This is a genomic window from Bradyrhizobium paxllaeri, from assembly GCF_001693515.2.
GTDB classification, from domain to species: Bacteria; Pseudomonadota; Alphaproteobacteria; order Rhizobiales; family Xanthobacteraceae; genus Bradyrhizobium; species Bradyrhizobium paxllaeri.
The window spans coordinates 3,775,100-3,798,046 of sequence record NZ_CP042968.1; the positions used below are offsets into that span (position 1 = coordinate 3,775,100).

The 22,947-nt window shown below is 62.6% G+C and carries 25 protein-coding genes and 1 pseudogene; 15 read left to right on the forward strand and 11 right to left on the reverse strand.

Annotation, left to right across the window (positions count from 1 at the left end):
• Window positions 1–57: 57 nt before the first annotated feature.
• Together LMTR21_RS17920 and LMTR21_RS17925 are read left to right on the forward strand one after the other, a co-directional pair.
• On the forward strand, window positions 58–480 hold the full coding sequence (locus LMTR21_RS17920; protein ID WP_065755156.1) for an MAPEG family protein: 423 nt from the start codon (window positions 58–60) through the stop codon (window positions 478–480).
• A 10-nt stretch (window positions 481–490) separates the two neighbouring features.
• Window positions 491–1,789, forward strand: a complete 1,299-nt coding sequence (locus LMTR21_RS17925; RefSeq protein ID WP_148635978.1) for an RsmB/NOP family class I SAM-dependent RNA methyltransferase — start codon at window positions 491–493, stop codon at window positions 1,787–1,789.
• Between the two features lie 211 nt (window positions 1,790–2,000).
• Here the strand turns inward: LMTR21_RS17925 and LMTR21_RS17930 are convergent, their stop codons facing one another.
• A complete protein-coding gene (locus tag LMTR21_RS17930; protein ID WP_065755154.1) occupies window positions 2,001–2,333 on the reverse strand; it encodes a DHCW motif cupin fold protein in 333 nt (110 codons plus the stop codon).
• 124 nt (window positions 2,334–2,457) lie between these two features.
• On the reverse strand, window positions 2,458–2,832 hold the full coding sequence (locus tag LMTR21_RS17935) for a nuclear transport factor 2 family protein (protein ID WP_065755312.1): 375 nt from the start codon (window positions 2,830–2,832) through the stop codon (window positions 2,458–2,460).
• A gap of 171 nt (window positions 2,833–3,003) precedes the next feature.
• Here LMTR21_RS17935 and guaA point away from each other — a divergent pair, with 171 nt between their 5' ends.
• Together guaA and LMTR21_RS17945 are read left to right on the forward strand one after the other, a co-directional pair.
• Window positions 3,004–4,602 carry a glutamine-hydrolyzing GMP synthase gene (gene guaA, locus LMTR21_RS17940; RefSeq protein WP_065755153.1) on the forward strand — a complete coding sequence of 533 codons (1,599 nt, stop codon included), beginning with the start codon at window positions 3,004–3,006 and terminating at the stop codon, window positions 4,600–4,602.
• A 44-nt stretch (window positions 4,603–4,646) separates the two neighbouring features.
• Entirely contained in the window at window positions 4,647–5,546 is a 900-nt protein-coding gene (locus LMTR21_RS17945) for an HNH endonuclease (protein ID WP_065755311.1), read from the forward strand.
• 77 nt (window positions 5,547–5,623) lie between these two features.
• Here the strand turns inward: LMTR21_RS17945 and LMTR21_RS17950 are convergent, their stop codons facing one another.
• Together LMTR21_RS17950 and LMTR21_RS17955 are read right to left on the reverse strand one after the other, a co-directional pair.
• Window positions 5,624–6,028 carry a PIN domain-containing protein gene (locus LMTR21_RS17950; RefSeq protein ID WP_065755152.1) on the reverse strand — a complete coding sequence of 135 codons (405 nt, stop codon included), beginning with the start codon at window positions 6,026–6,028 and terminating at the stop codon, window positions 5,624–5,626.
• Window positions 6,018–6,248 (reverse strand): AbrB/MazE/SpoVT family DNA-binding domain-containing protein, encoded by a 231-nt coding sequence (locus tag LMTR21_RS17955; RefSeq protein ID WP_065755151.1) that lies wholly within the window; start codon window positions 6,246–6,248, stop codon window positions 6,018–6,020. The genes LMTR21_RS17950 and LMTR21_RS17955 overlap by 11 nt, the downstream gene beginning before the upstream one ends.
• 137 nt (window positions 6,249–6,385) lie before the next feature.
• Between LMTR21_RS17955 and LMTR21_RS17960 the strand changes: the two genes are divergently transcribed.
• From LMTR21_RS17960 to LMTR21_RS17970, 3 genes are all read left to right on the forward strand, one after another.
• Entirely contained in the window at window positions 6,386–7,645 is a 1,260-nt protein-coding gene (locus LMTR21_RS17960) for a serine hydrolase domain-containing protein (RefSeq protein WP_065755150.1), read from the forward strand.
• A 143-nt stretch (window positions 7,646–7,788) separates the two neighbouring features.
• Window positions 7,789–8,220, forward strand: coding sequence for a nuclear transport factor 2 family protein (locus LMTR21_RS17965; protein WP_065755149.1), 432 nt, complete (start codon window positions 7,789–7,791; stop codon window positions 8,218–8,220).
• Window positions 8,221–8,487: 267 nt separating this feature from the next.
• A complete protein-coding gene (locus LMTR21_RS17970; RefSeq protein WP_187399366.1) occupies window positions 8,488–9,099 on the forward strand; it encodes a helix-turn-helix domain-containing protein in 612 nt (203 codons plus the stop codon).
• Window positions 9,100–10,033: 934 nt separating this feature from the next.
• Here the strand turns inward: LMTR21_RS17970 and LMTR21_RS17975 are convergent.
• The 3 genes from LMTR21_RS17975 to LMTR21_RS17985 form a co-directional block, all read right to left on the reverse strand.
• On the reverse strand, window positions 10,034–10,507 hold the full coding sequence (locus LMTR21_RS17975; RefSeq protein ID WP_065755147.1) for a VOC family protein: 474 nt from the start codon (window positions 10,505–10,507) through the stop codon (window positions 10,034–10,036).
• A 149-nt stretch (window positions 10,508–10,656) separates the two neighbouring features.
• Window positions 10,657–11,358 (reverse strand): class I SAM-dependent methyltransferase, encoded by a 702-nt coding sequence (locus LMTR21_RS17980; protein WP_065755146.1) that lies wholly within the window; start codon window positions 11,356–11,358, stop codon window positions 10,657–10,659.
• The gene (locus LMTR21_RS17985) at window positions 11,348–11,812 is read right to left on the reverse strand and encodes an Rrf2 family transcriptional regulator (RefSeq protein WP_065755145.1); all 465 of its coding nucleotides are present in this window, start codon (window positions 11,810–11,812) and stop codon (window positions 11,348–11,350) included. Before LMTR21_RS17985 ends, LMTR21_RS17980 begins: the two co-directional genes overlap by 11 nt.
• Window positions 11,813–12,123: 311 nt before the next feature.
• Between LMTR21_RS17985 and LMTR21_RS17990 the strand changes: the two genes are divergently transcribed.
• The 4 genes and pseudogenes from LMTR21_RS17990 (at window position 12,124) to LMTR21_RS18005 (ending at window position 17,115) form a co-directional block, all read left to right on the forward strand.
• The gene (locus LMTR21_RS17990) at window positions 12,124–15,435 is read left to right on the forward strand and encodes a DEAD/DEAH box helicase (RefSeq protein WP_065755310.1); all 3,312 of its coding nucleotides are present in this window, start codon (window positions 12,124–12,126) and stop codon (window positions 15,433–15,435) included.
• A gap of 108 nt (window positions 15,436–15,543) precedes the next feature.
• Window positions 15,544–16,195 (forward strand): annotated as a pseudogene (locus tag LMTR21_RS17995) (glutathione S-transferase family protein).
• A 129-nt stretch (window positions 16,196–16,324) separates the two neighbouring features.
• Window positions 16,325–16,960: a class I SAM-dependent methyltransferase gene (locus LMTR21_RS18000; protein ID WP_065755144.1), complete on the forward strand. Its 636-nt coding sequence runs from the start codon at window positions 16,325–16,327 to the stop codon at window positions 16,958–16,960.
• Between the two features lie 23 nt (window positions 16,961–16,983).
• The gene (locus tag LMTR21_RS18005; RefSeq protein ID WP_084030845.1) at window positions 16,984–17,115 is read left to right on the forward strand and encodes a DUF1963 domain-containing protein; all 132 of its coding nucleotides are present in this window, start codon (window positions 16,984–16,986) and stop codon (window positions 17,113–17,115) included.
• Window positions 17,116–17,288: 173 nt separating this feature from the next.
• Here LMTR21_RS18005 and LMTR21_RS18010 read toward each other — a convergent pair whose 3' ends face one another.
• The gene (locus LMTR21_RS18010) at window positions 17,289–17,639 is read right to left on the reverse strand and encodes a hypothetical protein (protein WP_065755143.1); all 351 of its coding nucleotides are present in this window, start codon (window positions 17,637–17,639) and stop codon (window positions 17,289–17,291) included.
• A 187-nt stretch (window positions 17,640–17,826) separates the two neighbouring features.
• On the opposite strand from LMTR21_RS18010, the gene LMTR21_RS18015 reads away from it, so the two are divergent.
• Window positions 17,827–18,561, forward strand: a complete 735-nt coding sequence (locus LMTR21_RS18015; protein ID WP_065755142.1) for a class I SAM-dependent methyltransferase — start codon at window positions 17,827–17,829, stop codon at window positions 18,559–18,561.
• Between the two features lie 18 nt (window positions 18,562–18,579).
• Window positions 18,580–19,077 carry a GNAT family N-acetyltransferase gene (locus LMTR21_RS18020; protein WP_246175661.1) on the forward strand — a complete coding sequence of 166 codons (498 nt, stop codon included), beginning with the start codon at window positions 18,580–18,582 and terminating at the stop codon, window positions 19,075–19,077.
• A 28-nt stretch (window positions 19,078–19,105) separates the two neighbouring features.
• Here the strand turns inward: LMTR21_RS18020 and LMTR21_RS18025 are convergent, their stop codons facing one another.
• Window positions 19,106–19,606, reverse strand: a complete 501-nt coding sequence (locus LMTR21_RS18025) for a peptide deformylase (protein WP_065755141.1) — start codon at window positions 19,604–19,606, stop codon at window positions 19,106–19,108.
• 186 nt (window positions 19,607–19,792) lie between these two features.
• On the opposite strand from LMTR21_RS18025, the gene LMTR21_RS18030 reads away from it, so the two are divergent.
• Window positions 19,793–21,004 carry an MFS transporter gene (locus tag LMTR21_RS18030; protein WP_065755140.1) on the forward strand — a complete coding sequence of 404 codons (1,212 nt, stop codon included), beginning with the start codon at window positions 19,793–19,795 and terminating at the stop codon, window positions 21,002–21,004.
• 7 nt (window positions 21,005–21,011) lie between these two features.
• On the opposite strand, the gene LMTR21_RS18035 is transcribed toward LMTR21_RS18030, so the two are convergent.
• Window positions 21,012–21,503, reverse strand: coding sequence for a cupin domain-containing protein (locus tag LMTR21_RS18035; protein WP_210250582.1), 492 nt, complete (start codon window positions 21,501–21,503; stop codon window positions 21,012–21,014).
• An 85-nt stretch (window positions 21,504–21,588) separates the two neighbouring features.
• Entirely contained in the window at window positions 21,589–22,254 is a 666-nt protein-coding gene (locus LMTR21_RS18040) for a VOC family protein (RefSeq protein ID WP_065755139.1), read from the reverse strand.
• Window positions 22,255–22,515: 261 nt separating this feature from the next.
• Between LMTR21_RS18040 and LMTR21_RS18045 the strand changes: the two genes are divergently transcribed.
• Entirely contained in the window at window positions 22,516–22,932 is a 417-nt protein-coding gene (locus LMTR21_RS18045; RefSeq protein ID WP_065755138.1) for a MarR family winged helix-turn-helix transcriptional regulator, read from the forward strand.
• The last annotated feature ends 15 nt before the right edge of the window (window positions 22,933–22,947 follow it).

Consider the following 22,947-nt stretch of genomic DNA (forward strand, 5'->3'; position numbering starts at 1 on the left):
GCGAGGGACGTCTCGTTATTGCTTTAGGGCCTCACACGGGCTTCGGGGGAGATTCTCATGTCGGTTCAAATGGTTTTGCTGCCGGTCTTTGTCCTGATCGGGCTCACGTTCTTCCTGATGTTCTGGATGGTGACCGCCCGGACAAAGGCGGTGAAGGCGCGGGAAACCAGCCTGAAGGACATCGCGGCGGGGCAACCGAAATATCCCTCGCGCGTCGCCCAGATCGGCAATTGCTTCTCGAACCAGTTCGAAGTACCGCTCCTGTTCTACATCCTGATCGCGCTGGCGCTGCCGCTGCGGCGGGCCGATCTCTTCATCGTGCTGATGTCCTGGGTGTTCGTGGTGACACGCTTTGCCCATGCCGGCATTTTCGTCACTTCCAACAACATCCAGCAGCGCAGCCTGGCGTGGTTCGCCGGTGCGCTGGTGCTGCTGGCGATGTGGATCTACTTCGCGCTGAAGCTCCTGCTTCTGATCTAGAAAGTCCTGAATGACTCCCGCTGCCCGCCTGTCTGCTGCCATCGAACTGATCGACACCATCGACGCTGACCGCGTTCCCGCGGCCAAGGCGCTGAAGGAGTGGGGCACCGCGCATCGCTATGCCGGCTCGGGCGACCGCGCCGCGATCTCCGGCCTGATCTGGGACGTGCTGCGCCGGCGCGCGTCGAGCGCCTGGCTGATGGATGCCGACACGCCGCGCGCCCGCGTGCTCGGCATGCTCAGGCTCGAGCGCGGCATGACCACCGAGGCGATCTCGGCGCTGTGCGACGGCGGCCGCTTCGCGCCGGAACCGCTGAGCGAGGCCGAACGATCCGCGCTCACCTCGCGCAGCCTCGACGGCGCGCCGCCGCACATCGCCGGCGACTATCCGGAATGGCTCGATCCGCATCTGGCAGCCGTGTTCGGCGACGGCCGCGTCGCGGAAGCCACCGCAATGGCGAGCCGCGCGCCGCTCGATCTGCGCGTCAACACGCTGAAGGCCAAGCGCGAAAAGGTGCTCGCTTCGCTGAGGCATCTCGGCGCTACGCCGACGCCATGGTCGCCGATCGGCCTGCGCATCGAACTCGGCGCCGACGCGCGCAATCCCGGCATCCACGCGGAAGAAGATTTCATCAAGGGCGCGATCGAGGTGCAGGACGAGGGCTCGCAGCTCGCCGCGCTGTTCTCGGCCGCCAAACCCGGCGAGCAGGTGATCGACCTCTGCGCCGGCGCTGGCGGCAAGACGCTGGCGCTCGCGGCGATGATGCAAGGCAAGGGCCGCCTGATCGCGACCGACCGCGACAAGCGCCAGCTCGCGCCGATCTACGAGCGTCTCTCGCGCGCCGGCGTCCACAATGCCGAAATCCGCGCGCCGAAGGGCGACGCTGATCCATTGGCCGACATCAGGGCGTCAGCCGATCTCGTGCTGATCGACGCGCCCTGCACCGGCACCGGCACCTGGCGCCGCAATCCCGACGCCAAATGGCGCATGCGCCCCAGCGCGCTCGAGGTCCGCTTGAAGGACCAGGCCGAAGTGCTTGATCGCGCAGCCGCGATGGTGAAGCCCGGCGGCCGCATCGCGTATGTCACCTGTTCGGTGCTGCCGGCCGAAAACGGCGAGCAGGTGCGCGGCTTCGTGTCGCGACATCCGCAGTTTTCGATTCAGCCATTGAACGAGACGGCGAGCGTGCTCTGGGACAAGGCGGAAGATTTCGAGAAGGCTGCGCTAAAATCTGCAGAAGGCTGGCTGATGACGCCGCGGCGGACGGGCACGGATGGGTTTTTCGTGTCGGTGTTGAAGAAGCGATGATCGTAGGGTGGGCAGAGCGAAGCGTGCCCACCCTCCATCAACAGCATGTGTCGCGAAATGGTGGGCACGCTGCGCTCTGCCCACCCTACGATTTCTGAGCAAGGCGTGAACGCTGATTCTGCGTCATTGCGAGCGAAGCGAAGCAATCCATGTCGCGGCATAACGGATAGGTGGATTGCTTCGCTGCGCTCGCAATGACGGTGAGAGAGCCTCAATCCACGATGAACAACTTCGCGCCCGTCCTGGTCGATGAGCGGTGCGCGGCGTCGCCGAAATCCGAGACCTGATAGCTCATGCCTGGCGTGAGCTTGAACCTCCGCCCGTCGCGCAGTTCTGTATCGAGCTCACCCTCCAGCACGTAGAGCACATGCCCGCGGTCGCACCAGTGATCGGCGAGATAGCCCGGCGAATACTCGACCATCCGCACGCGGAGATCGCCGATGTTGAGCGTGCGCCAGCGTGCTTCGCCGGTCTCTCCGGGATGCGTCGTCGCCGCGATCTGACTCCAGTCGGTGACGGTAAAGGGCAGGGTAGGAATTTTCATGCGGGGATGATCCTGAGAGAGGAGGGAGAGGTCTCGTCATTCCGGGATGGTGCGTTAGCACCAGACCCGGAATCTCGAGATTCCGGGTTCGATGCTTCGCATCGCCCCGGAATGACAGCTAACTCTAATGCGCCAGATGATTGGCCGAACCCTGCCTGATCTTTCCCCTCGCATCGAGCCGCAAATATTCGCAGATCTGCGCGCCGCGCTCATTCTGGTAAAACACGACCACGCTGTCCGGGCTGACATACGTGTCGATCAGATCGAAATGCAGGTTGGGCAGCAACCGGAACGCCTTGCCCCAGTACATCCGCAAGCTCGCCTTGCCGCGCAGCGTGCCACTTTCTTCCAGGCCAAGCGCCTGGATCTTGTCCGAGGTCATTTCCGCGTCCTCGGCATAGAGCGCCAGGATGCGTTCGAGGTCGTGCGAGTTCCAGGCCGCGATCCATTCTCGGCCCAGCGCGGCCATGTCTGGCGCTGCGTAGTGCTGGCTTTGCATGGTTTCCTCCATTCCGCGATTTGCATTGTGCAAATCGTCCCGACCGGCCCTTAGCGGAACAAATTAGGTCAATAATACTGACCTATAGCGATTTGTCCATCCCCGTAGAAGCATGTGGGCCAAAGCCTTGCCGCAGTTGCGAGGCCGCCCCCTGTCGCGTATCTGCTTGCCATGACAGCCGCACAAAAAGCCCGCGAGTCGTCGACGCCTTCAGTGGCCTCGGCGCATGACAAGATTCTGATTGTCGACTTCGGCAGTCAGGTGACGCAACTGATCGCCCGCCGGGTGCGGGAAGAAGGCGTCTATTCCGAAATCGTGCCGTTCCAGAAGGCCGAAGCTGCCTTCAACGAGATGAAGCCGAAAGCGGTGATCCTCTCCGGCGGTCCGGCCTCCGTGCTCGACGACAATGCGCCGGCGGCGCCGATGCCGATCCTGACGGCCGGCGTGCCGGTGCTCGGCATCTGCTACGGCGAGCAGACCATGGCCCAGCAGCTCGGCGGCACCGTCGAGGGCGGGCATCACCGCGAATTCGGCCGCGCCACCATCGAGGTCACCGACGACTGCGCGCTGTTCGACGGCGTCTGGCAGAAGGGCGGGCGTTACGACGTCTGGATGAGCCACGGCGACCGTGTCACCACGCTGCCTGACGGTTTTCGCGCCGTGGCGCGGGCAACCGGCTCGCCGATCTCGGTGATCGCGGACGACAAGCGCAAATTCTACGCCATGCAGTTCCACCCCGAAGTGGCGCACACGCCCGACGGCGCAAAATTGCTGCGCAATTTCGTCCGCAAGGTCGCAGGCTTCACCGGCGACTGGACCATGCGCGCCTTCCGCGAGGAGGCGATCGAGAAGATCCGCGCCCAGGTTGGCAAGGGCAGGGTGATCTGCGGCCTCTCCGGCGGCGTCGATTCCGCGGTCGCCGCCGTGCTGATCCATGAAGCGATCGGCGACCAGCTCACCTGCGTCTTCGTCGACCACGGCCTGTTGCGGCTGAAGGAAGCCGAGACCGTCGTCGACCTGTTCCGCCATCACTACAACATCCCGCTCGTGCATGTTGACGCATCGAAGCAATTCCTCGGCGAGCTCGAAGGCGTCACCGATCCCGAGGTGAAGCGCAAGACCATCGGCCGCCTCTTCATCGACGTGTTCGAGCAGGAAGCCAAGAAGATCGGCGGCGCCGAATTCCTGGCGCAGGGCACGCTCTACCCTGATGTGATCGAGAGCGTCTCCTTCACCGGCGGCCCCTCGGTGACCATCAAGTCGCACCACAATGTCGGCGGCCTTCCTGATCGCATGAACATGAAGCTGGTCGAACCCTTGCGCGAACTGTTCAAGGACGAAGTCCGCGTGCTCGGCCGCGAACTCGGCCTCCCCGAAATCTTCGTCGGCCGCCACCCGTTCCCAGGCCCCGGCCTCGCCATCCGCTGTCCCGGCGACATCACCAAGGAAAAACTCGACATCCTCCGCAACGCGGACGCCGTCTATATCGACCAGATCAGGAAGCACGGCCTCTACGACCAGATCTGGCAGGCCTTTGCCGTGCTGCTGCCGGTGAAGACTGTCGGCGTGATGGGCGACGGGCGGACGTATGAATACGTCGTCGGCCTGCGCGCGGTGACCTCCACCGACGGCATGACCGCCGACTTCTATTCCTTCGACATGAAATTCCTCGGCGAAACCGCGACGCGGATTATCAACGAGGTGAAGGGCGTGAACCGGGTGGTGTACGACGTAACGAGCAAGCCGCCGGGGACGATTGAGTGGGAGTAGGGCAAGCATCTCCGGATTAATTGCCGGGATCGCGCGAGAGGGCCTTGGGATTTGGAGTCTTCATCCATCGATCCGATTCCATCTACGAGGACAGCCCGGCTGAACAATACCAATTCCCGCGCCAATACTTGCGTCGCGTTGAAGCCTGTATCGGCGACTGGATAATCTACTACGAGCCAAGCAAGGTCGCCGACACGCGCGGCTACTTTGCCATTGCGAGGGTTCGACACGTTATTCCCGATCCAAGTTCTCCAGAGATGTATCTCGCGTTGATAGAGCCGGGAAGTTATCTCGACTTTGCTAATCCGGTTCCTTTCAACGGAGCGACGGGACCAATTGAGCGGGGTGTCCTAAACGATCAGGGACGGATTTCGGGGCGCGCTCAATCAGCGGTCCGTCCAATCTCTCCCGAAGATTTTAAGAGCATAGTCGAACTCGGATTCGAGGAAAGGACACCTCTGTTGCCTCGGTTCGACAATGAAATGCCGCTGCAGGGCCTTGACGAGGAGCAGACACCCTTCAGGTTCGACCAACAGCGCGACCGCATTAGTGTCACGATGTCGAGGATCTTGCGTGATCGCGTCTTCCGTCGCGTTGTATTGCGTGCCTATGACGAGCGCTGCGCTATCACAGGGCTGAAACTCATCAACGGAAGAGGTCGGGCAGAAGTCGCGGCCGCACATATCCGACCTGTGGAAGCAAGCGGCCCAGATATTGTCAGCAATGGGATAGCCCTTTCCGGCACTGCGCATTGGATGTTTGATCGTGGCCTTATTAGCTTGGCCGACGACCTAGCGATACTTATCTCGCGACAGACAAATGATCTTCAGGGAATACGATCAATCATCAACAAGTCCGGTCGTGCGCTTGCGCCTACTCGAATGTCTGATCGCCCGCACCCGCATTTCTTAAAATGGCACCGAGAGTATTGCTTCAAGCAATAACCGTAAGGTGGATTAGCTGCAGGCTGCACGGTCTCCGTCGTGCGCTGAGGCTGGACCACAACAGATGCCGCAATCCGTTACACACCACGAAACGGATTGGCGATGCGTAAGCCCTCGTCGAGCTTCATGCCATGCTGCATGTCCTCCGACCAAAGCGTGTCGCAACCGGCCTCCAGGGCCGAGGCGGCGATCATCGAGTCATAAATTGAAAGGCCGTATCGTTCGGCGATACGGAGTCCGGCGTCGTGGGTCTCGACGGTGATGGGATGAACCGTCAGCAGGCCACGCAACGTGTTCAGCAATGCATGGGTCTCGTCCCAGGACATCTGCATTTTCCGGCGCGCCACGTTGGCAAGTTCGTTCAGAACTTGCACGCTGATTGAGCCGCCGCCAGCAATGATCGCTTCCGCCCGATCGGCCTTCGCAGCGTCGCCGGACACGAGGTAGACGAGGACGTTGGTATCGAAAAAACTAACGGGCATTCGCCTCGTCCCTGTCGAACTTGAAATCGGCAGGGAGGCGGCCGCGGAATGCGCGCAGGCGTTTCAACAGCTCGTCGCGCCCGGGCTTGCGCGCCACCCCGAACTGTCGCCTGTCGGCGACGTGGATTTCGATCTCATCGCCTTCCTTGAGTCCGAGCGCTTCGACCACCACGGCGGGAAGGCGAACCGCGAGGCTGTTCCCCCATTTTGCGACCTGCATGCCTAAGCCCTCCGTGGATATACACAGTGTACAATGTATATCTACAGTCAGCGAAGGTCAAGCAGGCGGAAACGCGGGATGTGCAGCGCGTGACCGCATGATACGACGTCGGCATCGCCGTTTTGGAGTGAGGCTTGATGTCTGTCGTGACCGCCCCTAGCCAATCCACCCCGACCGCCGCCGAGACCGATCCGCAAACGTTGGGCTGGATGCAAGGCTTCCCGCCGCCGCCGGACAAACTCATCACTTTCCCTAACGGCTCGTTCCGCAGCTTCCCCGAACTGCGCTGGGCGTGGAGCAATATCCGCCAGTTGGTGCCGACGGTGAATGTCTGGCGCGGGGCAGGGCCCACGTCGGTGCTGCCGCGGGAGGACCACGATATCGGCGCGTCCGCGTCGGTCACGATGGACGGTCGTCCCATGACGTTTGCCCGCATGCTCGAGGAGACCTATGCCGACGGCATCGCCGTGCTGCACCGGGGCAAGCTGATCTACGAGCGCTATTTCGGCGCGCTGAAGCCGCACAAGCCGCATATTGCGATGTCGGTGACGAAATCGTTCACCGGCACGCTGGCCGGCATTCTGATCGCGGAAGGCAGGATCGATCCGCAGGCGCCGGTCACGGACTATGTGCCGGAGCTGAAGGCCAGCGCGTTCGGCGACGCACGCGTGCACGAGGCGATGGATATGACCACGGGACTCGAATACACCGAGGTCTACACCGACAAGAGTTCCGGCGTATTTGGGCTCAGGCGCGCGAACGGCATGGCGCCGATCGAGCCGGGCTATGAGGGCGCGACCAACATTTTCGATTTCCTGTGCGCGCAGAAGAAGCAGGGCGAGCACGGCAAGGCGTTTGCCTACAAGACCGTCAATTCCGACGTGCTGGCCTGGATCTGCCGGCGGGCGAGCGGGATGACGCTGTCCGATCTACTGTCGGAGCGCATCTGGATTCCGATGGGCGCGGAAGAGGACGCGCATTATCACGTCGACCGCATCGGCACCGAAAGCGGCGGCGGCGGCCTTTCGACGACGCTGCGCGATCTCGCCCGCTTCGGCGAGACGATCCGCAATCACGGCCGCTTCAACGGCCGCCAGATCGTGCCGTCTCAAGTCGTCGAGGACATCGCGCACGGCGGCGATCCCTTGAAATTCAAGCCGGCCGGCTACACCACGTTGCCCGGCGCCTCGTACCGCAATCAATGGTGGATCACGCACAATGCACACGGCGCCTATATGGCGCGCGGCGTTCACGGGCAGGGCATCTATATCGATCCGAAGGCCGAGATGGTGATCGCACGTTATGCCTCGCATCCGGCCGCCGGAAACGCCGCCAACGATCCCGTGACGCTGCCGGCTTACATGGCGCTGGCAAAGGATTTGATGGCGGGCGGCTGACGCCGTCGCCAGATAGCTGATCGAGGGACGGGCTACGCTTTCGTTAACTCGCTCCACGGACTGATGATCGCGGTGGCACGTTTGTTCAACGCGAAAACTCACACATGCGCTAGTTTTCCTCCCCACCCAAGGGAGGAAAACCAATGACAGCCACAGCACTTGCAAAACACGCAACTTCGCTTCGCGATGTGTTCGAACGCTATCATGTCGGCTGGGAGACCAGGAACCCCGACCTGATCGCCTCGCTCCATTCAGAGGACACGGTCTTCCATATCCACGACGGATCCGACGCCGTCCATGGGCGGGAGGCCTTGCGGCAGCGCTGCATTGATACCTTCGAAAAGTTCAACTTTTCGTTCGAGATGGGCCGCAGACTCTATGGCGACGATCACTGGGTCTTCGAATGGACAATGGTCCTCGCGCTCAAGGAGCCGGGCGGCGCGCCGTTCACGGCCAAGGTCGAGATGCTTGATGTCGTGACGGTCAATTCCCGCGGCGAGGTAGCGCGCAAGGACGTCTACATGAACGGTGGTGAAGCACAGGCGGCGTTCGCCCGGGCCGGGATAAAGCGCTAGAGCATGATCCGGAAAAGTGCGCAGCGGTTTTCCGAAAAGATCATGCTCAAACAAGAAGATAAAGCGGGATGACGATTCGAAGAAAAGTCATCACGCTTTAGCATGCGCTGGATGCATCCGACGCCAGCCATGTTGTGCGGCTAGAGGATTTGCGCCAAACCACGGAGTTGCCGATAGTAGGGAACCATGCCGTTTGGGGAAACGCCTTTCACCAGCACGATATTACCCATCGGGGTCTCACGCCTCGCGGCGCATCCGAATGTCGTCATGGCGGTGCTGGTGGGGCGGGCGGGGCCGATCACGGTCGAGCATGCAGGCGTGAGCGTCACAGGTGACGTCCTGCTGGTCCGGCCGGGGATCGTTCACAGCGTTTGGCTCGGTCGAGGTGCTGATGTCGTCTACCTCAACGGACTGACATTTCCGTTCGAGGCCCCGCTGGCCGTCGCGCTGAAAGGCAATTTGGAACAGCTGGCGCGCCGATCAATTGGTGGCGATTCCTGCGCGACGGAGGAATTGCGGGAAAGGCTCGCGTTCGCGACCAATCCGATTCCGGCGAAGGTGGCGGAGATCATACGGGCGATGCAGGTCGATCCAATGCGCCGCGTGTCGCAAGACGAACTGGTGCGATGTCTCGGCATGGAGCGGACGCGGGCGCTCCGCTGCTTCAAGGCGGCGACGGGGCTGACATTTCGCCGGTTCAAGCTGTGGTCGGCGCTGCAGCATGCTGCGGCGAGAATGGCCGAGCGCGAGCTGGTGCGGACGGCAGCGATGGATGCCGGTTTCGCCGATACCGCCCATCTTTCACGCGTATTCAGCAGCATGTTCGGACTGTCACCCAGCGTGGCGATCGCGGGGCTCGATGATCGGGAGCCGGAATGACGGTGACAGTGCGCTGAACTATCCGACGACTGAGCTCCCAAGCTACGTTTTATTCCAAGCAATCCATGGCGCCCCGGCAGGCTATCGCATATGCGGTCATGTAGTGGTTCGGTGTGTCCGCAAACTCGTCATGCCCGGGCTTGTCCAGGCTTGTCCCGGGCATCCACGTCTTCCTTTCTCGCTGCAGCAAAGACGTGGATGGCCGGGACAAGCCCGGCCATGACGATGCGGAAACTTGAGCGATCACGAGGTCGGCGCCGTCATATGCGGCAGGCAAATCACTTCTGATTTTCAGAAATCGTGTCAATCCTGCAAATCAAAAATATTCCGCTTTCGTTCTCACCCAAATCAGTCGCATAACTCCGCCCGTCTCACGGCGGATGAGGGGCGCTTCGCGATCGTCACGAACGTGCGGTGAGATGCGATGGACGCAGATGGCGCGCTCGACGTACGCGCCGGAAGCGTACGGTGAAGTCGTGTGGTTCGGGCGCCGCGGTGCTGGCGTTAAGCGTGCGATAAGGAGCGCAGGCGACGGAGGCAAAAGAGCCGTTCTCCGGGAAGAGCACGAAGTAAGCCGTAAAGCCATTGCGCAGGGAAGGCCGGAGTGTTTCCGCTGTACCTGTATGCTCGTGTGCATCTTTTGCCATGCGCAACCGCACACGGGACCTCGGGTGCAGCAAGCACCCGGTCTTCCCTGCGCCCTCTGAACAAGAGAAGGGCGAAAGAAGATGCAAAGCTCGGACGCAACGCGCCGCGAGAATGCGAGTTCACACCCTCATGCTCTTTGAAAAGTAGATCAGCTAGAGGCGGACTTCATGACCGATGGCACCGTCGAGAGCTTCTTTCGAGGGATAGAGGTCGTGCATGACGACCAGGGTCTCGGCACGCCGATCGGGCGAGCGGAATGATGGCGGGAGGCTGACGCCGCTTCGCTCTATCCCCGCACCGCGGCCTCGATCTTCGCGACGTCGATCTTCCCCATCGGCATCATCGCCGCGAAGGCGCGCTTGGCGACGTCGCCGCCCTTGGCCATCGCGTCGGTCAGCACACGTGGGGTGATCTGCCACGAAAGGCCCCATTTGTCCTTGCACCAGCCGCAGGCGCTCGCGGTGCCGCCATTGCCGACGATCGCGTTCCAGTAGCGGTCGGTTTCGGCCTGGTCCTCGGTCGCGATCTGAAACGAGAAGGCCTCGCTGTGCTTGAACATGTCGCCGCCGTTGAGGCCGACGCACGGCACGCCGCACACGGTGAACTGCACCGTCAGCACCTGGCCAGCCTTGCCGCCGGGAAAGTTGGATGGTGCTTTAAGAATAGAGTCGACGCTGCTGTTCGGAAACGTCTTTGCGTAAAACTGTGCGGCTTCTTCGGCGTCGTGATTGTACCAAAGGCAGATCGTATTCTTGCTCATCGGACCTCTCCTTGATTAGCCGCTCAGGGCGGCGGTGACGGCTGGTTCTTGGCAAAGGACGTTCGAACATCCGGCGTCCCGACATCGCCACCGAATTTTTTTGCAGGTGGCGAGAGCAGAAAGATCAGAGGGTTACCCGGGGTCCGCTCTCAGGCGTAGCCAACCCAGCCGCGCCAGGTGAACGCGGCGTAGAACAACTCGACATCCCGGAAGCCGGCCTCGCTGAGAACTCGCGCGTCCTGTTCCGGGCTGAGCAGGCTCAGGCTGGCATCGACCGCCGCACGCGCGTTGTTGGCCTTGTCCGGATCGGCGCCGGAAGCGATCGCGTACGCTGCGTAGCGCGATAGCCATCGCGTGCGCTCGTCTGTGGCTTGCGGAAAGCTGGAATGGGCGGCCACGAAGGGGGCGCCGGGTTTGAGACGGCGGTGGATTTCCCTTGCCGTTCGCCGTCGTTCTTCCGCGTCGAGGAAATGCAGCGTCAGCAGGCAGGTGGCGGCATCGAACGGCCCATCGGGTGCATCGTCGATATAACCCTGCTGCAACTGCACGCGCGCGTTGGATGGCCCCAGCGTCTGCTCGGCAAGCTTCAGCATCGCCTCGGCGGGATCGACGCCGACGAAGCGCCAGCGCGGCTCTGCCTCCGCCAATGCCTTCAATTCCAGCCCGCCACCGGCGCCGAGCACCAGCACTTTCGCATCTGGCGGAACCCGTTCCGCGAGCAGGATACGGGTCATGCGATGCATGTCCGCGTAGCCAGGCACGAAGCGCGGCGGCCCTTCGGCATAGCGTGTTACGGCCTCGGGATCGGCATAGTGCGCCTGCCACACCTTGGCTGCTGAATCAGGATGCATGGGCGGTCTCCAGGCGGTGACGGTTGCGCCCGTCACCCAGGCGTTTCTGGAAGTCAGCGCTCAGCATCGCGAGCGTCACGTTGCCGAGGCGCGACAGCAGCAGCGCCTCCGCGTCGTCGAACGCCTGGTCGAGCGCGGCGTTCACGGCCTGCTCGACAAGGCACTTCGGTGACTCCGCTCTGTTCCCCACAGCGAACAGCGACGGCTGGCCGAGCGCCTCGTAAATGTCCCGCAGCGATATTTTCGCGAGGTCGCGGGCGAGGGTCCATCCACCGCCATGACCTTTTTCCGATCGCACAAAGCCGTGATCCCGCAGCCCGGCCATCATCCGCCGTATCACCACCGCATTGGTGTCCATGGCCTTCGCCAGCGCCTCTGACGTCACCGGCTCTTTCTGCTCGGCCATGTGCAGCAGGACATGCAACACGCCTGATAATCGAGTGTCTCTTCTCATGTAACTAATGATATTACATGATAGGACGGCCGGTCAAGTAGCAGTGAACGGATGAATGGAGGGCAAAAGAAGATGCAAAGCTCGGACGTATCGCCGCGAGAATGCGGAACCATATCCTCGGATGGTGCGGGCGAGTAAAATGTGGCGGAATCTGCCTTGGGGAAAATCAACAGCGTAGTTGCCGTCGCTGGGAAAAATCTTGGAAGTGCAAGGCACTCTATGGTCAAAGTACATTATCGAGTGGAGCAGGGGCGGCGCCCAAGCCTCATCCTCTGATGTAACCAATCGCCACCGCCGTGGAAATTGATCGCGTGCTTTCCGACGTATTGAAGCGCAAGGACCTCTACGACTTCTTCAGCCGCTCGGCCTTCGAGAAGGCTCATACCTATCAGGCGCAAGGGCGCGTCAAGGGATTGCAGATCAGCGAAGACCTGACGCACGTTCGCGCCAGCGTGCGGGGAAGCGGATCGAACCAATATCGCGTCGATATTCAGCTCGATTTCAAGGGCGACCGGCTCGCCGAGCTCGACGGCGACTGTAGTTGTCCGATGTCCTTCAACTGCAAGCATGTGGCCGCAACCCTGCTCGAAGCCACCAGCGGGAAGCCATTGCAGGCCGACAGCGTGAAGGCGCCGACGGAAGATGTGGCCTCCCAGCCGCCCGTTCTGGGTCACTCAGTCATCACCTGGCTCGAGAATGTCGGCAACGCGGTGCACGGCGACGATTATCCGGCCGAACTGAACCAGCGGCTGCTGTATCGCCTGCATCCCTCCGGAGAGAGCGTGCAGACCCCTGTCCTGGCGATATCGCTGCTCTCGGTGAAGATAGCGAAGGGCGGCGAGTTCGGCGGCAATTACACGCAACCCCACGTGTCCGATTTTGCGCCAGAGCGCGCCCCAAAATATTTCCGCGACACCGATATCGATCTTGTGAGTCAACTTTCGGCCTCCTCCAGGGGAGCCTACTATGGTGCTCGGCCGCTTGCAGGTGAGCTGTTGCAGCGGATTGTGGCAACCGGCCGTGCCTATTGGCTCGATCACAAACGCCAGCCGCTGCGGTGGGGAGACAAGCGCGAAGGACGGATCGAGTGGCGCCAGGCCAGCAAACGGGGTGTTGTTCCCCGCCTGCTCGTGCCGGGAACGACTACGCTCAATGCCGAGCCGCCGGTTTATATCGACGAGTTCAACGGGACGATCGGCCCGGTGGAGTTGAGCCTGCCGCCCAGGCTCGCCCGTCAGGTCTTGTCGGCGCCGGAGATTCCGCGCGACCAGGTCATGGAAGTATCGCGCCGTCTCGGCCAGCGTTTGCCGGAACGTCATCACGACCTGTTGCCAGGGACGCCCGCGCCGGCCGTGCACATCGACGAGCAGCCGGTCCCGGTGTTGCGCCTGCGACGGGGCCAGACGACAGAGCATTACTACTATGGCTATCGCGACACGCGAACAACCAGCGGCCCGGTCGCAGTCGCTCAGCTCGGCTTCCGCTACGGGCCGGTCGAGATCGACCTGTCGGAACGCGCGAGCCGGATCGAAGCATTTCACGCCGGACAGGTCTACGCGATCAAGCGCCGCCAGCCCAAGGAGAAGGAGGCGCGCAAGCACCTGACCGGACTGGGTTTCGTCGACGCGAGGTCGAAGTATTCCTTTCTCGATTCCAGCCATGCCCGCGACCTCACGCTCGTCGAGCCTTACGACTGGTTCGACTTTCTCAACCTGGACGCGGCTGAATTGCGGGCGCAGGGTTTCGAGATAGAGATCGCCGACGACTTTCCCTACCGGCTGGCGGCGTCGGGCGACTTCGATGCCGGCTTCGAATCCAGCGGCATCGACTGGTTCGAGCTCGCGCTCGGAATCGAAATTGACGGTGAGCGGCGCGATCTTGCGCCGATGCTGGCCGCGCTGGTCTCGAAGCCGGACTTCACTCCCGATCTGATCAAAGAGCTTGCCGAGAACAGCGACTATTTCTACCTGCCGCTTGCCGACGGCCGCCATGTTTCATTGGCCGCCGACCGCTTCCTTCCGCTGGTGCTGGCGCTGCATGGCCTGAATCTGAGCGGGATTTCCGCTGACGGTTCGGGAAAGCTGAAGTTGTCGCGTGCAGACGTCGTGCCGCTCCTCGCGGTCGAGAACGACAAGTTCGTATTCCGGGGCACCGATAATCTTCGCCGTCTCGCCGGTCTGCTTCAATCTCACGGCCTGAATGAGCTGCGCCTGCCGGAGAGCTTTCGCGCCGAACTTCGGCCCTACCAGGCGCAGGGCGTGGCCTGGCTCGATCTGCTCCGCGAAAGCGATCTGGGCGGCGTGCTGGCCGATGACATGGGGCTCGGCAAGACCGTGCAGATGCTGGCCTTCCTCGCGCTGGAAAAGGCGCGGGGGCACATCACACAACAGGTGCTGATCGTCGCGCCGACCAGCCTGATGACCAACTGGCTCAACGAAGCGCAGAAATTCACGCCGGATTTGAAAGTGCTGGTGCTGCATGGTCCCGATCGAAAGCACAGCTTCGCGGCGATACCCGAGCATGACATCGTGCTGACCACCTATCCCCTGATTGCGCGCGACCGGGAAGTCCTGTTGTCGCGCGACTGGCATATGGCGGTGCTGGACGAGGCGCAAACGATCAAGAACCCCGACGCTGCGACCACCCGTTGGCTGCGCGAGATCAAGGCGCGACACCGCTTCTGCCTGACGGGCACGCCGATGGAAAATCATCTTGGCGAACTCTGGTCGATCATGAGTTTCGCCAACCCTGGTTATCTCGGCGACAAGGCCGGCTTCACCCGTCAGTGGCGGACCCCGATCGAGAAGCGCGCCGACAAGGTCCGTGCCGCCGCACTCGCCCGGCGGGTCAGGCCGTTTCTGCTGCGCCGGACCAAAGCGGAGGTGGCGGCGGAGCTGCCTGCCAAGAGCGAAATCGTCGAGCGGATCGCCCTGGAGGGTAGCCAGCGCGACCTCTACGACGCGATCCGCCTGTCGATGTCGGACAAGGTTCGCAAGGCGATCCAGCAGCGCGGCCTGGCCAAGAGCCACATCGTTGTGCTCGAGGCGCTTTTGAGAATGCGGCAGGCCTGCTGCGATCCGGCGCTGCTGAACCTCGACGACGGTGTCGAGCGGCCGTCGGCCAAGCTCGACCGCTTGATGGAAATGGTGCTGGAACTGCTGAGCGAGGGGCGGAAGATCATCGTCTTCTCGCAATTCACCTCGATGCTCGACCTGGTTCGAAGGCGCCTGGACGCGGAACGTGTTCGCTACGGCGTGCTGACTGGAGAGACGAGGGACCGTAAGCGCGCGATCGACGGTTTTCAGAACGGCACGAACGACGTCTTCCTAGTCAGCCTGAAGGCTGGCGGCGTCGGCCTCAATTTGACGGCTGCGGACACGGTTATCATTTTCGACCCTTGGTGGAATCCCGCCGTGGAGGAACAGGCGATCGATCGTGCCCATCGCATCGGCCAAGACAAGGCGGTCTTCGTCTATCGGCTCGTGGCCGCCGGCACGGTCGAGGAAAAAATGGAAGAGCTCAAGGAACGAAAGCGAGCCCTGGCTGACAGCCTGTTCGACCGGGACGGGCAGATCTCCTCAGCCCTCACGGAAGAGGACGTGCGGGCGCTGTTTGAAGGTTGAGCAGCGCCTCGGCCGTCGGGAAAAATTTGCAGAGAATGTCGGCCTCCGAAAACCCCGTTCGTCGTTCCGATGCCAAGCCGATGATTTTGGCTACGGAGGAGCCTCACGATGACCATCACCATTACCGCCTTTGAACGGTCACCCGATGGCGGCAGGGGATTGGCGCGTGATACGCGCGTTCGCTGGGCTTGAGGAAGTGGACCAGCCCTACGAGGTTCGCCTTGTTTCGTTTCGTGCGATGAAGGAGCCCGCGCATCTGGCACTTCATCCTTTCGGCCAGATTCCGACTTATGAGGAGGGGGATCTCGCCTTGTTCGAGACAGGGGCGATCGTCTTCCATATCGCGCAGCGCCACGCGGGCCTTCTGCCTGACGACGCCAATGCCCGGGCGCGCGCGATCACCTGGATGTTTGCCGCGGTCAACACGGTGGAGCCGCCGATCCTTGAACTTGTGACCGCCAAGATCCTGGAGGGGGACAAGCCCTGGCATGACGCGCGCCTGCCTCTGGTCGAGGATCGCGTTCGCGACCGGCTGAAACAACTTTCCGTCCGCCTGGGCGATGCCGGCTGGCTCGATGGTGGGTTCAGTGCGGGCGACCTGATGATGGTATCGGTGCTGCTCAGGCTGAAATCATCGGGCATTCTGGATGAATATCCGAACCTCTCAGCCTATCTCGCCCGCGGTGAAGCGCGGCCTGCCTACCAACGGGCTTTCGCCGCTCAACTGGCGGTCAACACCGGCAAGCCGCTGACCGGCTGATTGAGGTCCCGTCCTGGGCTCGAAGTCTCCGAGTTCTTCGTTCAATTTGCGGGGCCCGCCCTGCGGACTGTCATCTGCCGTTTTCAATTCCCGCGCATATGCTACAAGCCGCCGCGCAGGAGGGCCGCCATGTTTCGTATCGTCAATGACGCGCAGTTCTGGGACCGCGCTGCGCGCAAATATGCCGGCGATCCGATCGCCGATATGGCGGGCTATGAGCGCACGCTCGAGCGGACGCGAGATTACCTGAAGGGGGCCGAGGCGGCGTTCGAGTTCGGATGTGGAACGGGAACGACGGCGCTGAAGCTTGCGCCATCGGTCGGGCGCATCGTGGCGACCGACGTATCCGGCGAGATGATTGCGATCGCGCGCGACAAGGCGAAGGCCGAAGGTTGCAGCAATGCCACCTTCGAGGTGGCGCGGCCCGAGGCGGCGCCGTGGCCGGACGGGAGCTTCGATGTTGCTTTCGGCTTCAACGTTCTGCATCTGGTGGCGGAGCGCGAAGCAGCGTTGCGGGGTGTCCATCGGCTGCTGCGGCCCGGCGGGCACTTCATTTCCAAGACCCCGTGCCTGAAGGAAATGAATTCGCTGCTGCGCATCGCGCTGCCCCTGATGCAGCTCGTCGGCAAGGCGCCCTATGTGGCGTTTCTGTCCGCAGAGGATCTGGAGCGCGAGATATCGGCGGCCGGATTTGAAATCATCGAACGTGCCCGCCATGCCTCCCGCGGCAAGGATGCGCGGCCGTTCGTTGTGGCAAGGAAGTAATTGTCGTTAGCCGCTCGGGTGTTGTGACGATCGCGACCGATGACGCCATGCGCTGGTGCTGGGGCGATGCCGGCGCCTACTATGTTTTCCTGAATCCGGATGCGCTGAAGAAGCAGGATTTCTCAAGGGCGCAGATGTTCATCGAATGTCATTGATGCAAACCTCGGGCAAACATGCCGCGAGATCGCGAAACTATATCCACGTCATTGCGAGAAGCGAAGCGACGAAGCAATCCATGCTTCCGTTATGCCGTGAGATGGATTGCTTCGCTGCGCTCGCAATGACGTGGCCAGACGCGGAGTATCAATACCTTGCACCAAGCGCAAAACTAGTACCGCGGCGTATTGTACTGCGGACAGCGATGCACGTAGTCCCAGGGAATGTCATAGACGCAGGTGTAACGGAGGTCGTCCGACTGTTTGATTGGCGGCGGGGCCTCTACGATCACCGGTCGGTCGATATCGCTCGGCAGACCGTAGACGATGCCGCCAGGCCAGAAACCGCTTACGCCCCGGTGATGGTGATGATGGTGCCCCGAGTTGGGGAATGCCGGGAAAGCCGGACGCGTTGGCGCCGCGCCCGCACCGCGTGCCGCGGCCGGATCGGCCGATGCTTGGCCCGTGGCAAGGACAAGCGCGGCGGCGCTGAGGGATGCAATAAACGTCGTTCGATAGGTCATGGCACTCACCCATGGGAGGTTACTGGGCAGCATTCCCAAAACGCTAAGCCGGGCCTTTCGTGCCCGCAAAGACATAATTAATTATTGGTTAAAGCGTAATCTTAATGGTGCGGTGCTCTCCAGGTCGCGCGGCCAGGGCTCGCGACCGACGTCCGATTGAAGAGAGCAGGGGGTACAAACAGGCGCAATGGGCGACATCTACGACCCCCAGTTCGTGAAGGCCGTCTTCGATCGCTGCTCGGACCGCTACATCACCTTCAGCCTGCTCTGTTCGTTCGGCTTCACCGAGCGCTGGCGCCGGCAATGCGTGGCGGCGATGCCGGCGCTTCCCAGTGGCGGTGCGCGCGGCTACGATCTGATGGCGGGGACCGGCGAGGTCTGGCCGCATCTGTTGCAGCGCTTTGACGATGTCGGCGCGATCACCGCGGTCGATATCTCCTCCGGCATGCATCGCCGCGCCATGGAGCGGCTGCACGCCCACCGTGCCCACCGGATCGAGTTCATCGAGGACGACGTGCTGGCGAGCGATCTGCCGCCGGAGAGCGCGGACTTCGTCATCTCCACCTTCGGCCTGAAGACATTCAACCCGGAGCAGCATGCCCGCCTGGCCGCCTTGCTCGCGCGCGTGCTGAAGCCCGGCGGCGTCTTCTCCATGATCGAGGCTTCGGACCCGAAAGGGTGGTGGCTTCGGCCGCTGTACCTGCTTCACCTCAAGGCGGTTCTGCCGCTGATCGAGCGCACGCTCCTGCGCGGCGCGCAGGATTTTGCGATGATCGGAACCTACAGCACCAATTTCGGCAATGCGGCCGAGATCGCGGCCATGCTGCGCGCCCACGGCCTTGAGGTAAAATTCACAAAATACTTTTTCGGCTGCGCCACCGGAGTCGCCGGTCGCAAGGTCGCGCCGATGGTCGAACCATAGGCCAAATGAAGGTGAACGATGGTGGACGATGTTGCGATGACGGTGCGGCCTGCTGATCCGTCCGAGACCGGTGTGCTTGCGCGCCTGTGGTACGACGGCTGGCAGGATGCCCACGCCGCGATCCTGCCGCCAAAATTAGCGCAGGCGCGCACGCTTGAAAGCTTTGCCGAGCGGATGGCCGCCGCGCTCGCCGACGTGCGGGTGATCGGGCCGCAACGCGCGCCGCTAGGCTTCGCGATGCTGAAGGGCGATGAACTCTACCAGTTCTATGTGGCCGCGGAAGCGCGCGGCGTCGGCACGGCCGCCGCGCTGATGACAGACGCGGAAGCGCGGTTGTCGGAGCGCGGGGTCGAAACGGCGTGGCTCGCCTGCGCGATAGGCAACGCGCGCGCCGCCAGATTCTATGAGAAGTGCGGATGGTATCTCGCCAGAACGATGGTCAGTCGCCTCGACACGGCCGATGGCTCGTTCGACCTGGAAGTCTGGCGCTACGAGAAGCGGCTGGCGCCCCGGTGAAGCCGATCATCCGCTCGGATAGCCCGCTCTAAGCGTTACGCGACATCTTGTCGAACCGCTTGATCAGTCTCTCGCGCTTCATGCGGGACAGTCGCCTGATCCAGAACACGCCGTCGAGCTGGTCGATCTCATGCTGGTGGCAGACGGCGCGCAGGCCTTCCGATTCCTCGGTCTGCGGGTTGCCGTCGACGTCGTGATAGCTGATCCGGACCCGCGCATGACGGCTCACCTCGTCGTTGACACCGGGCATCGAGACGCTGCCTTCCCGATGCATGATCGTCTCTGATGATGCCCAGATGATCTCCGGATTGACATAGGTCCGCGCGCCTTCGACCGGGTCGAGTTCGAGCACCACGACCCGCAACAAGATGCCGATATGCGGTGCGGTGATCCCGATCCCCGGCGCGGCATGCATGGTGTCGAGCAGGTCGATGGCGAGCTCGCGCAGCGCGCCGTCAAACGCGGTCACGGACTCGGCCGGGAGCGCAAGCCGGGAGTCGGGATAGCGAACAATGGGGCGGATGGCCATGATCCGGCAGGCATAATACCGTTAGCCGTTTGCGCCAAGGCCGGCGAGCGCGCGCTTATTGCCGGGAGGGCAAGGTCGCGCCGCCTCCTGCTCGCAAAAAAGTGAGGCGGTGTGCCCGGCGACCTGTAGCTTTCGGCCCATCCCATTCGTCTTCCACCCAGAGAAACCCAAAGGTGGAGATACGGAATGGAAAACGCGCGTTATCGCTGGGTCATCGTCGCAGCCGGAGGCTTGCTCGGCTGTGTCGCAATCGGCGGCATGTTTTCACTGCCGGTGTTTTTGCAGCCGATCGCGCGCGACACCGGCTGGTCGGTGACCGGCATATCCAGCGCCATGACCATCGGCTTCCTGGCGATGGCCTTCACCAGCATGGCCTGGGGCACCTTGTCCGACCGGCTCGGACCGCGGCCGGTGGTGCTGACCGGCTCGGTGGTGCTGGCGGCGAGTCTTGGACTCGCCAGCGTCGCGACGTCGCTGGTCGTATTTCAGTTCGTCTTCGGGCTGATGGTCGGTGGCGCCGCGGCTGCGATTTTGCCGCCGATGATGGCGACCGTCACCGGCTGGTTCGACACCCATCGCAGCCTTGCGGTGTCGCTGGTCTCCGCCGGCATGGGCATGGCGCCCATGACCATGTCACCGCTCGCCGCCTGGCTGGTCTCGAACCACGACTGGCGGACCTCGATGCAGATCGTGGCGCTCGTTGTCGCGGCGATCATGATCCCGGTCTCGCTGCTGGTGCGCCGTGCGCCCGCGCTCGAAAGCAAGTCGGCCGCGCTATCCACCGCGTCGGCGGAACCGGAAATGTCGCTCGCCCAAGCGCTGCGCTCGCCGCAATTCATTATCCTGCTGCTGACGAATTTCTTCTGCTGCGCGACGCACTCGGGCCCGATCATCCACACCGTGAGCTACGCCATCAGTTGCGGCATTCCGATGATCGCCGCCGTCACCATCTACAGCATCGAGGGCCTGGCGGGGATGGGCGGCCGCATCGCCTTCGGCCTGCTCGGCGACCGCTTCGGCGCCAAACGCGTGCTTGTGTTCGGCCTGCTGGCACAGGCGTTCGGCGCGCTCGGCTACGTCTTCGTGCGCGAGCTCGCCGCGTTCTATGCCGTCGCCGCATTGTTCGGCTTCCTCTATGCCGGCACCATGCCGCTCTACGCTGTTCTGGTGCGCGAAAACTTTCCGTTGCGAATGATGGGCACCGTGATCGGCGGCACGGCGATGGCCGGCAGCCTCGGCATGGCGACGGGGCCGCTCGCCGGCGGCCTGATCTACGACACCTTTGCGAGCTACGCTTGGCTCTATATCGGCTCTTGGATCATAGGCCTCGGCGCGTTCCTGATCATGATGACATTCAGGCCGGTGCCGGCGGTGCGGACGGCGCCGGTTCCGGCGTGAGGCAGGCCTACTTCCCGGCGTGCTGATGCACGAACGTGGCGATCGGCTGGCCTTGTTCGACGATGTAGGTCGACAGCATGCGCCCGGTCTCCGGGCCGAGGTCGCGCGCGTTATGTGGCGTGCGCGGCGGAATCAGGAAGCCGTCGCCGGCATTGAGAATGACGGTGGGTCTTCCCTCGACCTGCATCTCGACCTTGCCGGCGACGATGAAGCCGACCTCTTCGCCGGGATGCACATGCCATCCGGATTCGACGCCGGGTGGAATCTCCGTCTCCACCTGGACGATCTCGCGGCCGGGTATCGATGACGGGGCGCGCTGGATCACGCGGCGGACCAGCTTGCCGGCCAGATCGTCATGCGGCTTTTCGGATCCAGCCGCAGGCGGATTGGCGGCCGTGCCCTGTGTGGTCTGAGCCGTCGCCGGTCCGGCTGAAAGCATCATGAACAGCGCGAGCGCAGTCATTGGAATGAGTGAGAAGCCCGCGGATAATTTGCGCATTGCAGATCTCCATTACGCATTGGGTGAGGCGTTGGCAGCGAACTCTGCGGGAGCCGCCGCCAACATTTGTCGTCGCATCGACGGCTCACGCGGCCTGCTGTCGGCCCGCCTGCTCGTTGACGATGTAGTTGGCGTACCAGTCCGGCCAGTTCACATCGTATTGGCCGCCATTGCGCTTCTCGTATTCGCCGTGCGCCGCAGCAGCCCTGCGGAACGCGGCGGCGAGGTCGGCGGAAGAGGCGAAGCTCGTCGCATTCCCATCGACGCGTCCGGGCAATCGCGCGGTGACTTCCTGCAGCAGCCAGCCATTGCCGTCGGGATCGCTGAACGAAGCGTAGGAGCGGTAGGTGCCGCGCTCAGGATGCGGACCGCTCAGACGATTGCGTCCGAACAGATAGGGCTCGTCCGTGCCGACGTGCACATCGCCATTTGCGTGAAATACGTCACTGATTGCGACGCCGCGGTCGAGCAGCTCTTTGCGGGCGGCCTCGATGTCGGAGACGACCAGATAGAGGCCCTGCGCGGAGCCGGGCGCGGCCGGGGTCACGTTCTTGCCGAAGATGACGGAGGCGCTGGAGCCGGGCGGGGTGAACTGGATCACGCGGTAGTCGTCGGGGCCGGCGAAGTCGGCATCGAGCCGCCAGCCAAGGTTCGCGTAGAATTGCTTGGCGCGTTCGACGTCGGCAACGGGGATGACGACGACTTCGAGCTTCAGGTCGACGGCGGGAGTACGGGGGGCTGTAGCGCTCATGGTTTCTCTCCTGTTATTAGATCGTGTACGATATATTCGGATGCGGGTTATAAAGCTTCACCGTGGTGTAAAGTCAAGCCTTCCGATTTAATCGGATGCGATATATATGGATGCGAGACTTCACATGTTCGTGTCGGAAAGGACGACCTCATGAGACCCAGTGACGGTTCCAGGTCCGGTTCAACTGCCGGGACCAGGGACAATTCCAGAGACAGTTCAAAGACTAACCCGAAGCCCAAGCCGGCCGGCGGCGAGCGTCGCTTGGGCGACTTCCTGTGCTTTGCGGTCTATTCGGCCAATCTGGCCTTCGGGCGGGCCTACAAGAAGGGCCTGGACGAACTCGGCCTGACCTACCCGCAATGGATCGCGATCGTGGCACTGTGGGAGCAGGATGGCCAGACCGTGAGCGAACTCGGCGAGAAGATGTTTCTGGAATCCAACACGCTGACGCCGATCCTGAAAAAGCTCGAGGCGGCGGGCTATCTGCGCCGCCAGCGCGATCCCGCGGACGAACGGCAAGTGCGCATCAGCCTGACCGAGGCCGGCCGGCGGTTGCGCGAAAAGGGCATGCACATGAATCTCGTGAGCGCGACCGGATTGAAGCCCGACGAGTTCGCGCGGTTGCAGGAAAACGTCGTCACACTTCGCGACAATCTGATCAAGGCGACGGCAGAGTAGGCATGACAATGCGCT

Excerpts from the sequence above, each read along its gene's own strand:
- LMTR21_RS17920 (WP_065755156.1), top strand. The coding sequence starts at position 58 with ATGTCGGTTCAAATGGTTTTGCTGCCGGTCTTTGTCCTGATCGGGCTC.
- LMTR21_RS17925 (WP_148635978.1), top strand. The coding sequence starts at position 491 with ATGACTCCCGCTGCCCGCCTGTCTGCTGCCATCGAACTGATCGACACC.
- LMTR21_RS17930 (WP_065755154.1), bottom strand. The coding sequence starts at position 2,333 with ATGAAAATTCCTACCCTGCCCTTTACCGTCACCGACTGGAGTCAGATC.
- LMTR21_RS17935 (WP_065755312.1), bottom strand. The coding sequence starts at position 2,832 with ATGCAAAGCCAGCACTACGCAGCGCCAGACATGGCCGCGCTGGGCCGA.
- guaA (WP_065755153.1), top strand. The coding sequence starts at position 3,004 with ATGACAGCCGCACAAAAAGCCCGCGAGTCGTCGACGCCTTCAGTGGCC.
- LMTR21_RS17950 (WP_065755152.1), bottom strand. The coding sequence starts at position 6,028 with ATGCCCGTTAGTTTTTTCGATACCAACGTCCTCGTCTACCTCGTGTCC.
- LMTR21_RS17955 (WP_065755151.1), bottom strand. The coding sequence starts at position 6,248 with ATGCAGGTCGCAAAATGGGGGAACAGCCTCGCGGTTCGCCTTCCCGCC.
- LMTR21_RS17960 (WP_065755150.1), top strand. The coding sequence starts at position 6,386 with ATGTCTGTCGTGACCGCCCCTAGCCAATCCACCCCGACCGCCGCCGAG.
- LMTR21_RS17965 (WP_065755149.1), top strand. The coding sequence starts at position 7,789 with ATGACAGCCACAGCACTTGCAAAACACGCAACTTCGCTTCGCGATGTG.
- LMTR21_RS17970 (WP_187399366.1), top strand. The coding sequence starts at position 8,488 with ATGGCGGTGCTGGTGGGGCGGGCGGGGCCGATCACGGTCGAGCATGCA.
- LMTR21_RS17975 (WP_065755147.1), bottom strand. The coding sequence starts at position 10,507 with ATGAGCAAGAATACGATCTGCCTTTGGTACAATCACGACGCCGAAGAA.
- LMTR21_RS17980 (WP_065755146.1), bottom strand. The coding sequence starts at position 11,358 with ATGCATCCTGATTCAGCAGCCAAGGTGTGGCAGGCGCACTATGCCGAT.
- LMTR21_RS17985 (WP_065755145.1), bottom strand. The coding sequence starts at position 11,812 with ATGAGAAGAGACACTCGATTATCAGGCGTGTTGCATGTCCTGCTGCAC.
- LMTR21_RS18000 (WP_065755144.1), top strand. The coding sequence starts at position 16,325 with ATGTTTCGTATCGTCAATGACGCGCAGTTCTGGGACCGCGCTGCGCGC.
- LMTR21_RS18010 (WP_065755143.1), bottom strand. The coding sequence starts at position 17,639 with ATGACCTATCGAACGACGTTTATTGCATCCCTCAGCGCCGCCGCGCTT.
- LMTR21_RS18015 (WP_065755142.1), top strand. The coding sequence starts at position 17,827 with ATGGGCGACATCTACGACCCCCAGTTCGTGAAGGCCGTCTTCGATCGC.
- LMTR21_RS18020 (WP_246175661.1), top strand. The coding sequence starts at position 18,580 with ATGGTGGACGATGTTGCGATGACGGTGCGGCCTGCTGATCCGTCCGAG.
- LMTR21_RS18025 (WP_065755141.1), bottom strand. The coding sequence starts at position 19,606 with ATGGCCATCCGCCCCATTGTTCGCTATCCCGACTCCCGGCTTGCGCTC.
- LMTR21_RS18030 (WP_065755140.1), top strand. The coding sequence starts at position 19,793 with ATGGAAAACGCGCGTTATCGCTGGGTCATCGTCGCAGCCGGAGGCTTG.
- LMTR21_RS18035 (WP_210250582.1), bottom strand. The coding sequence starts at position 21,503 with ATGCGCAAATTATCCGCGGGCTTCTCACTCATTCCAATGACTGCGCTC.
- LMTR21_RS18040 (WP_065755139.1), bottom strand. The coding sequence starts at position 22,254 with ATGAGCGCTACAGCCCCCCGTACTCCCGCCGTCGACCTGAAGCTCGAA.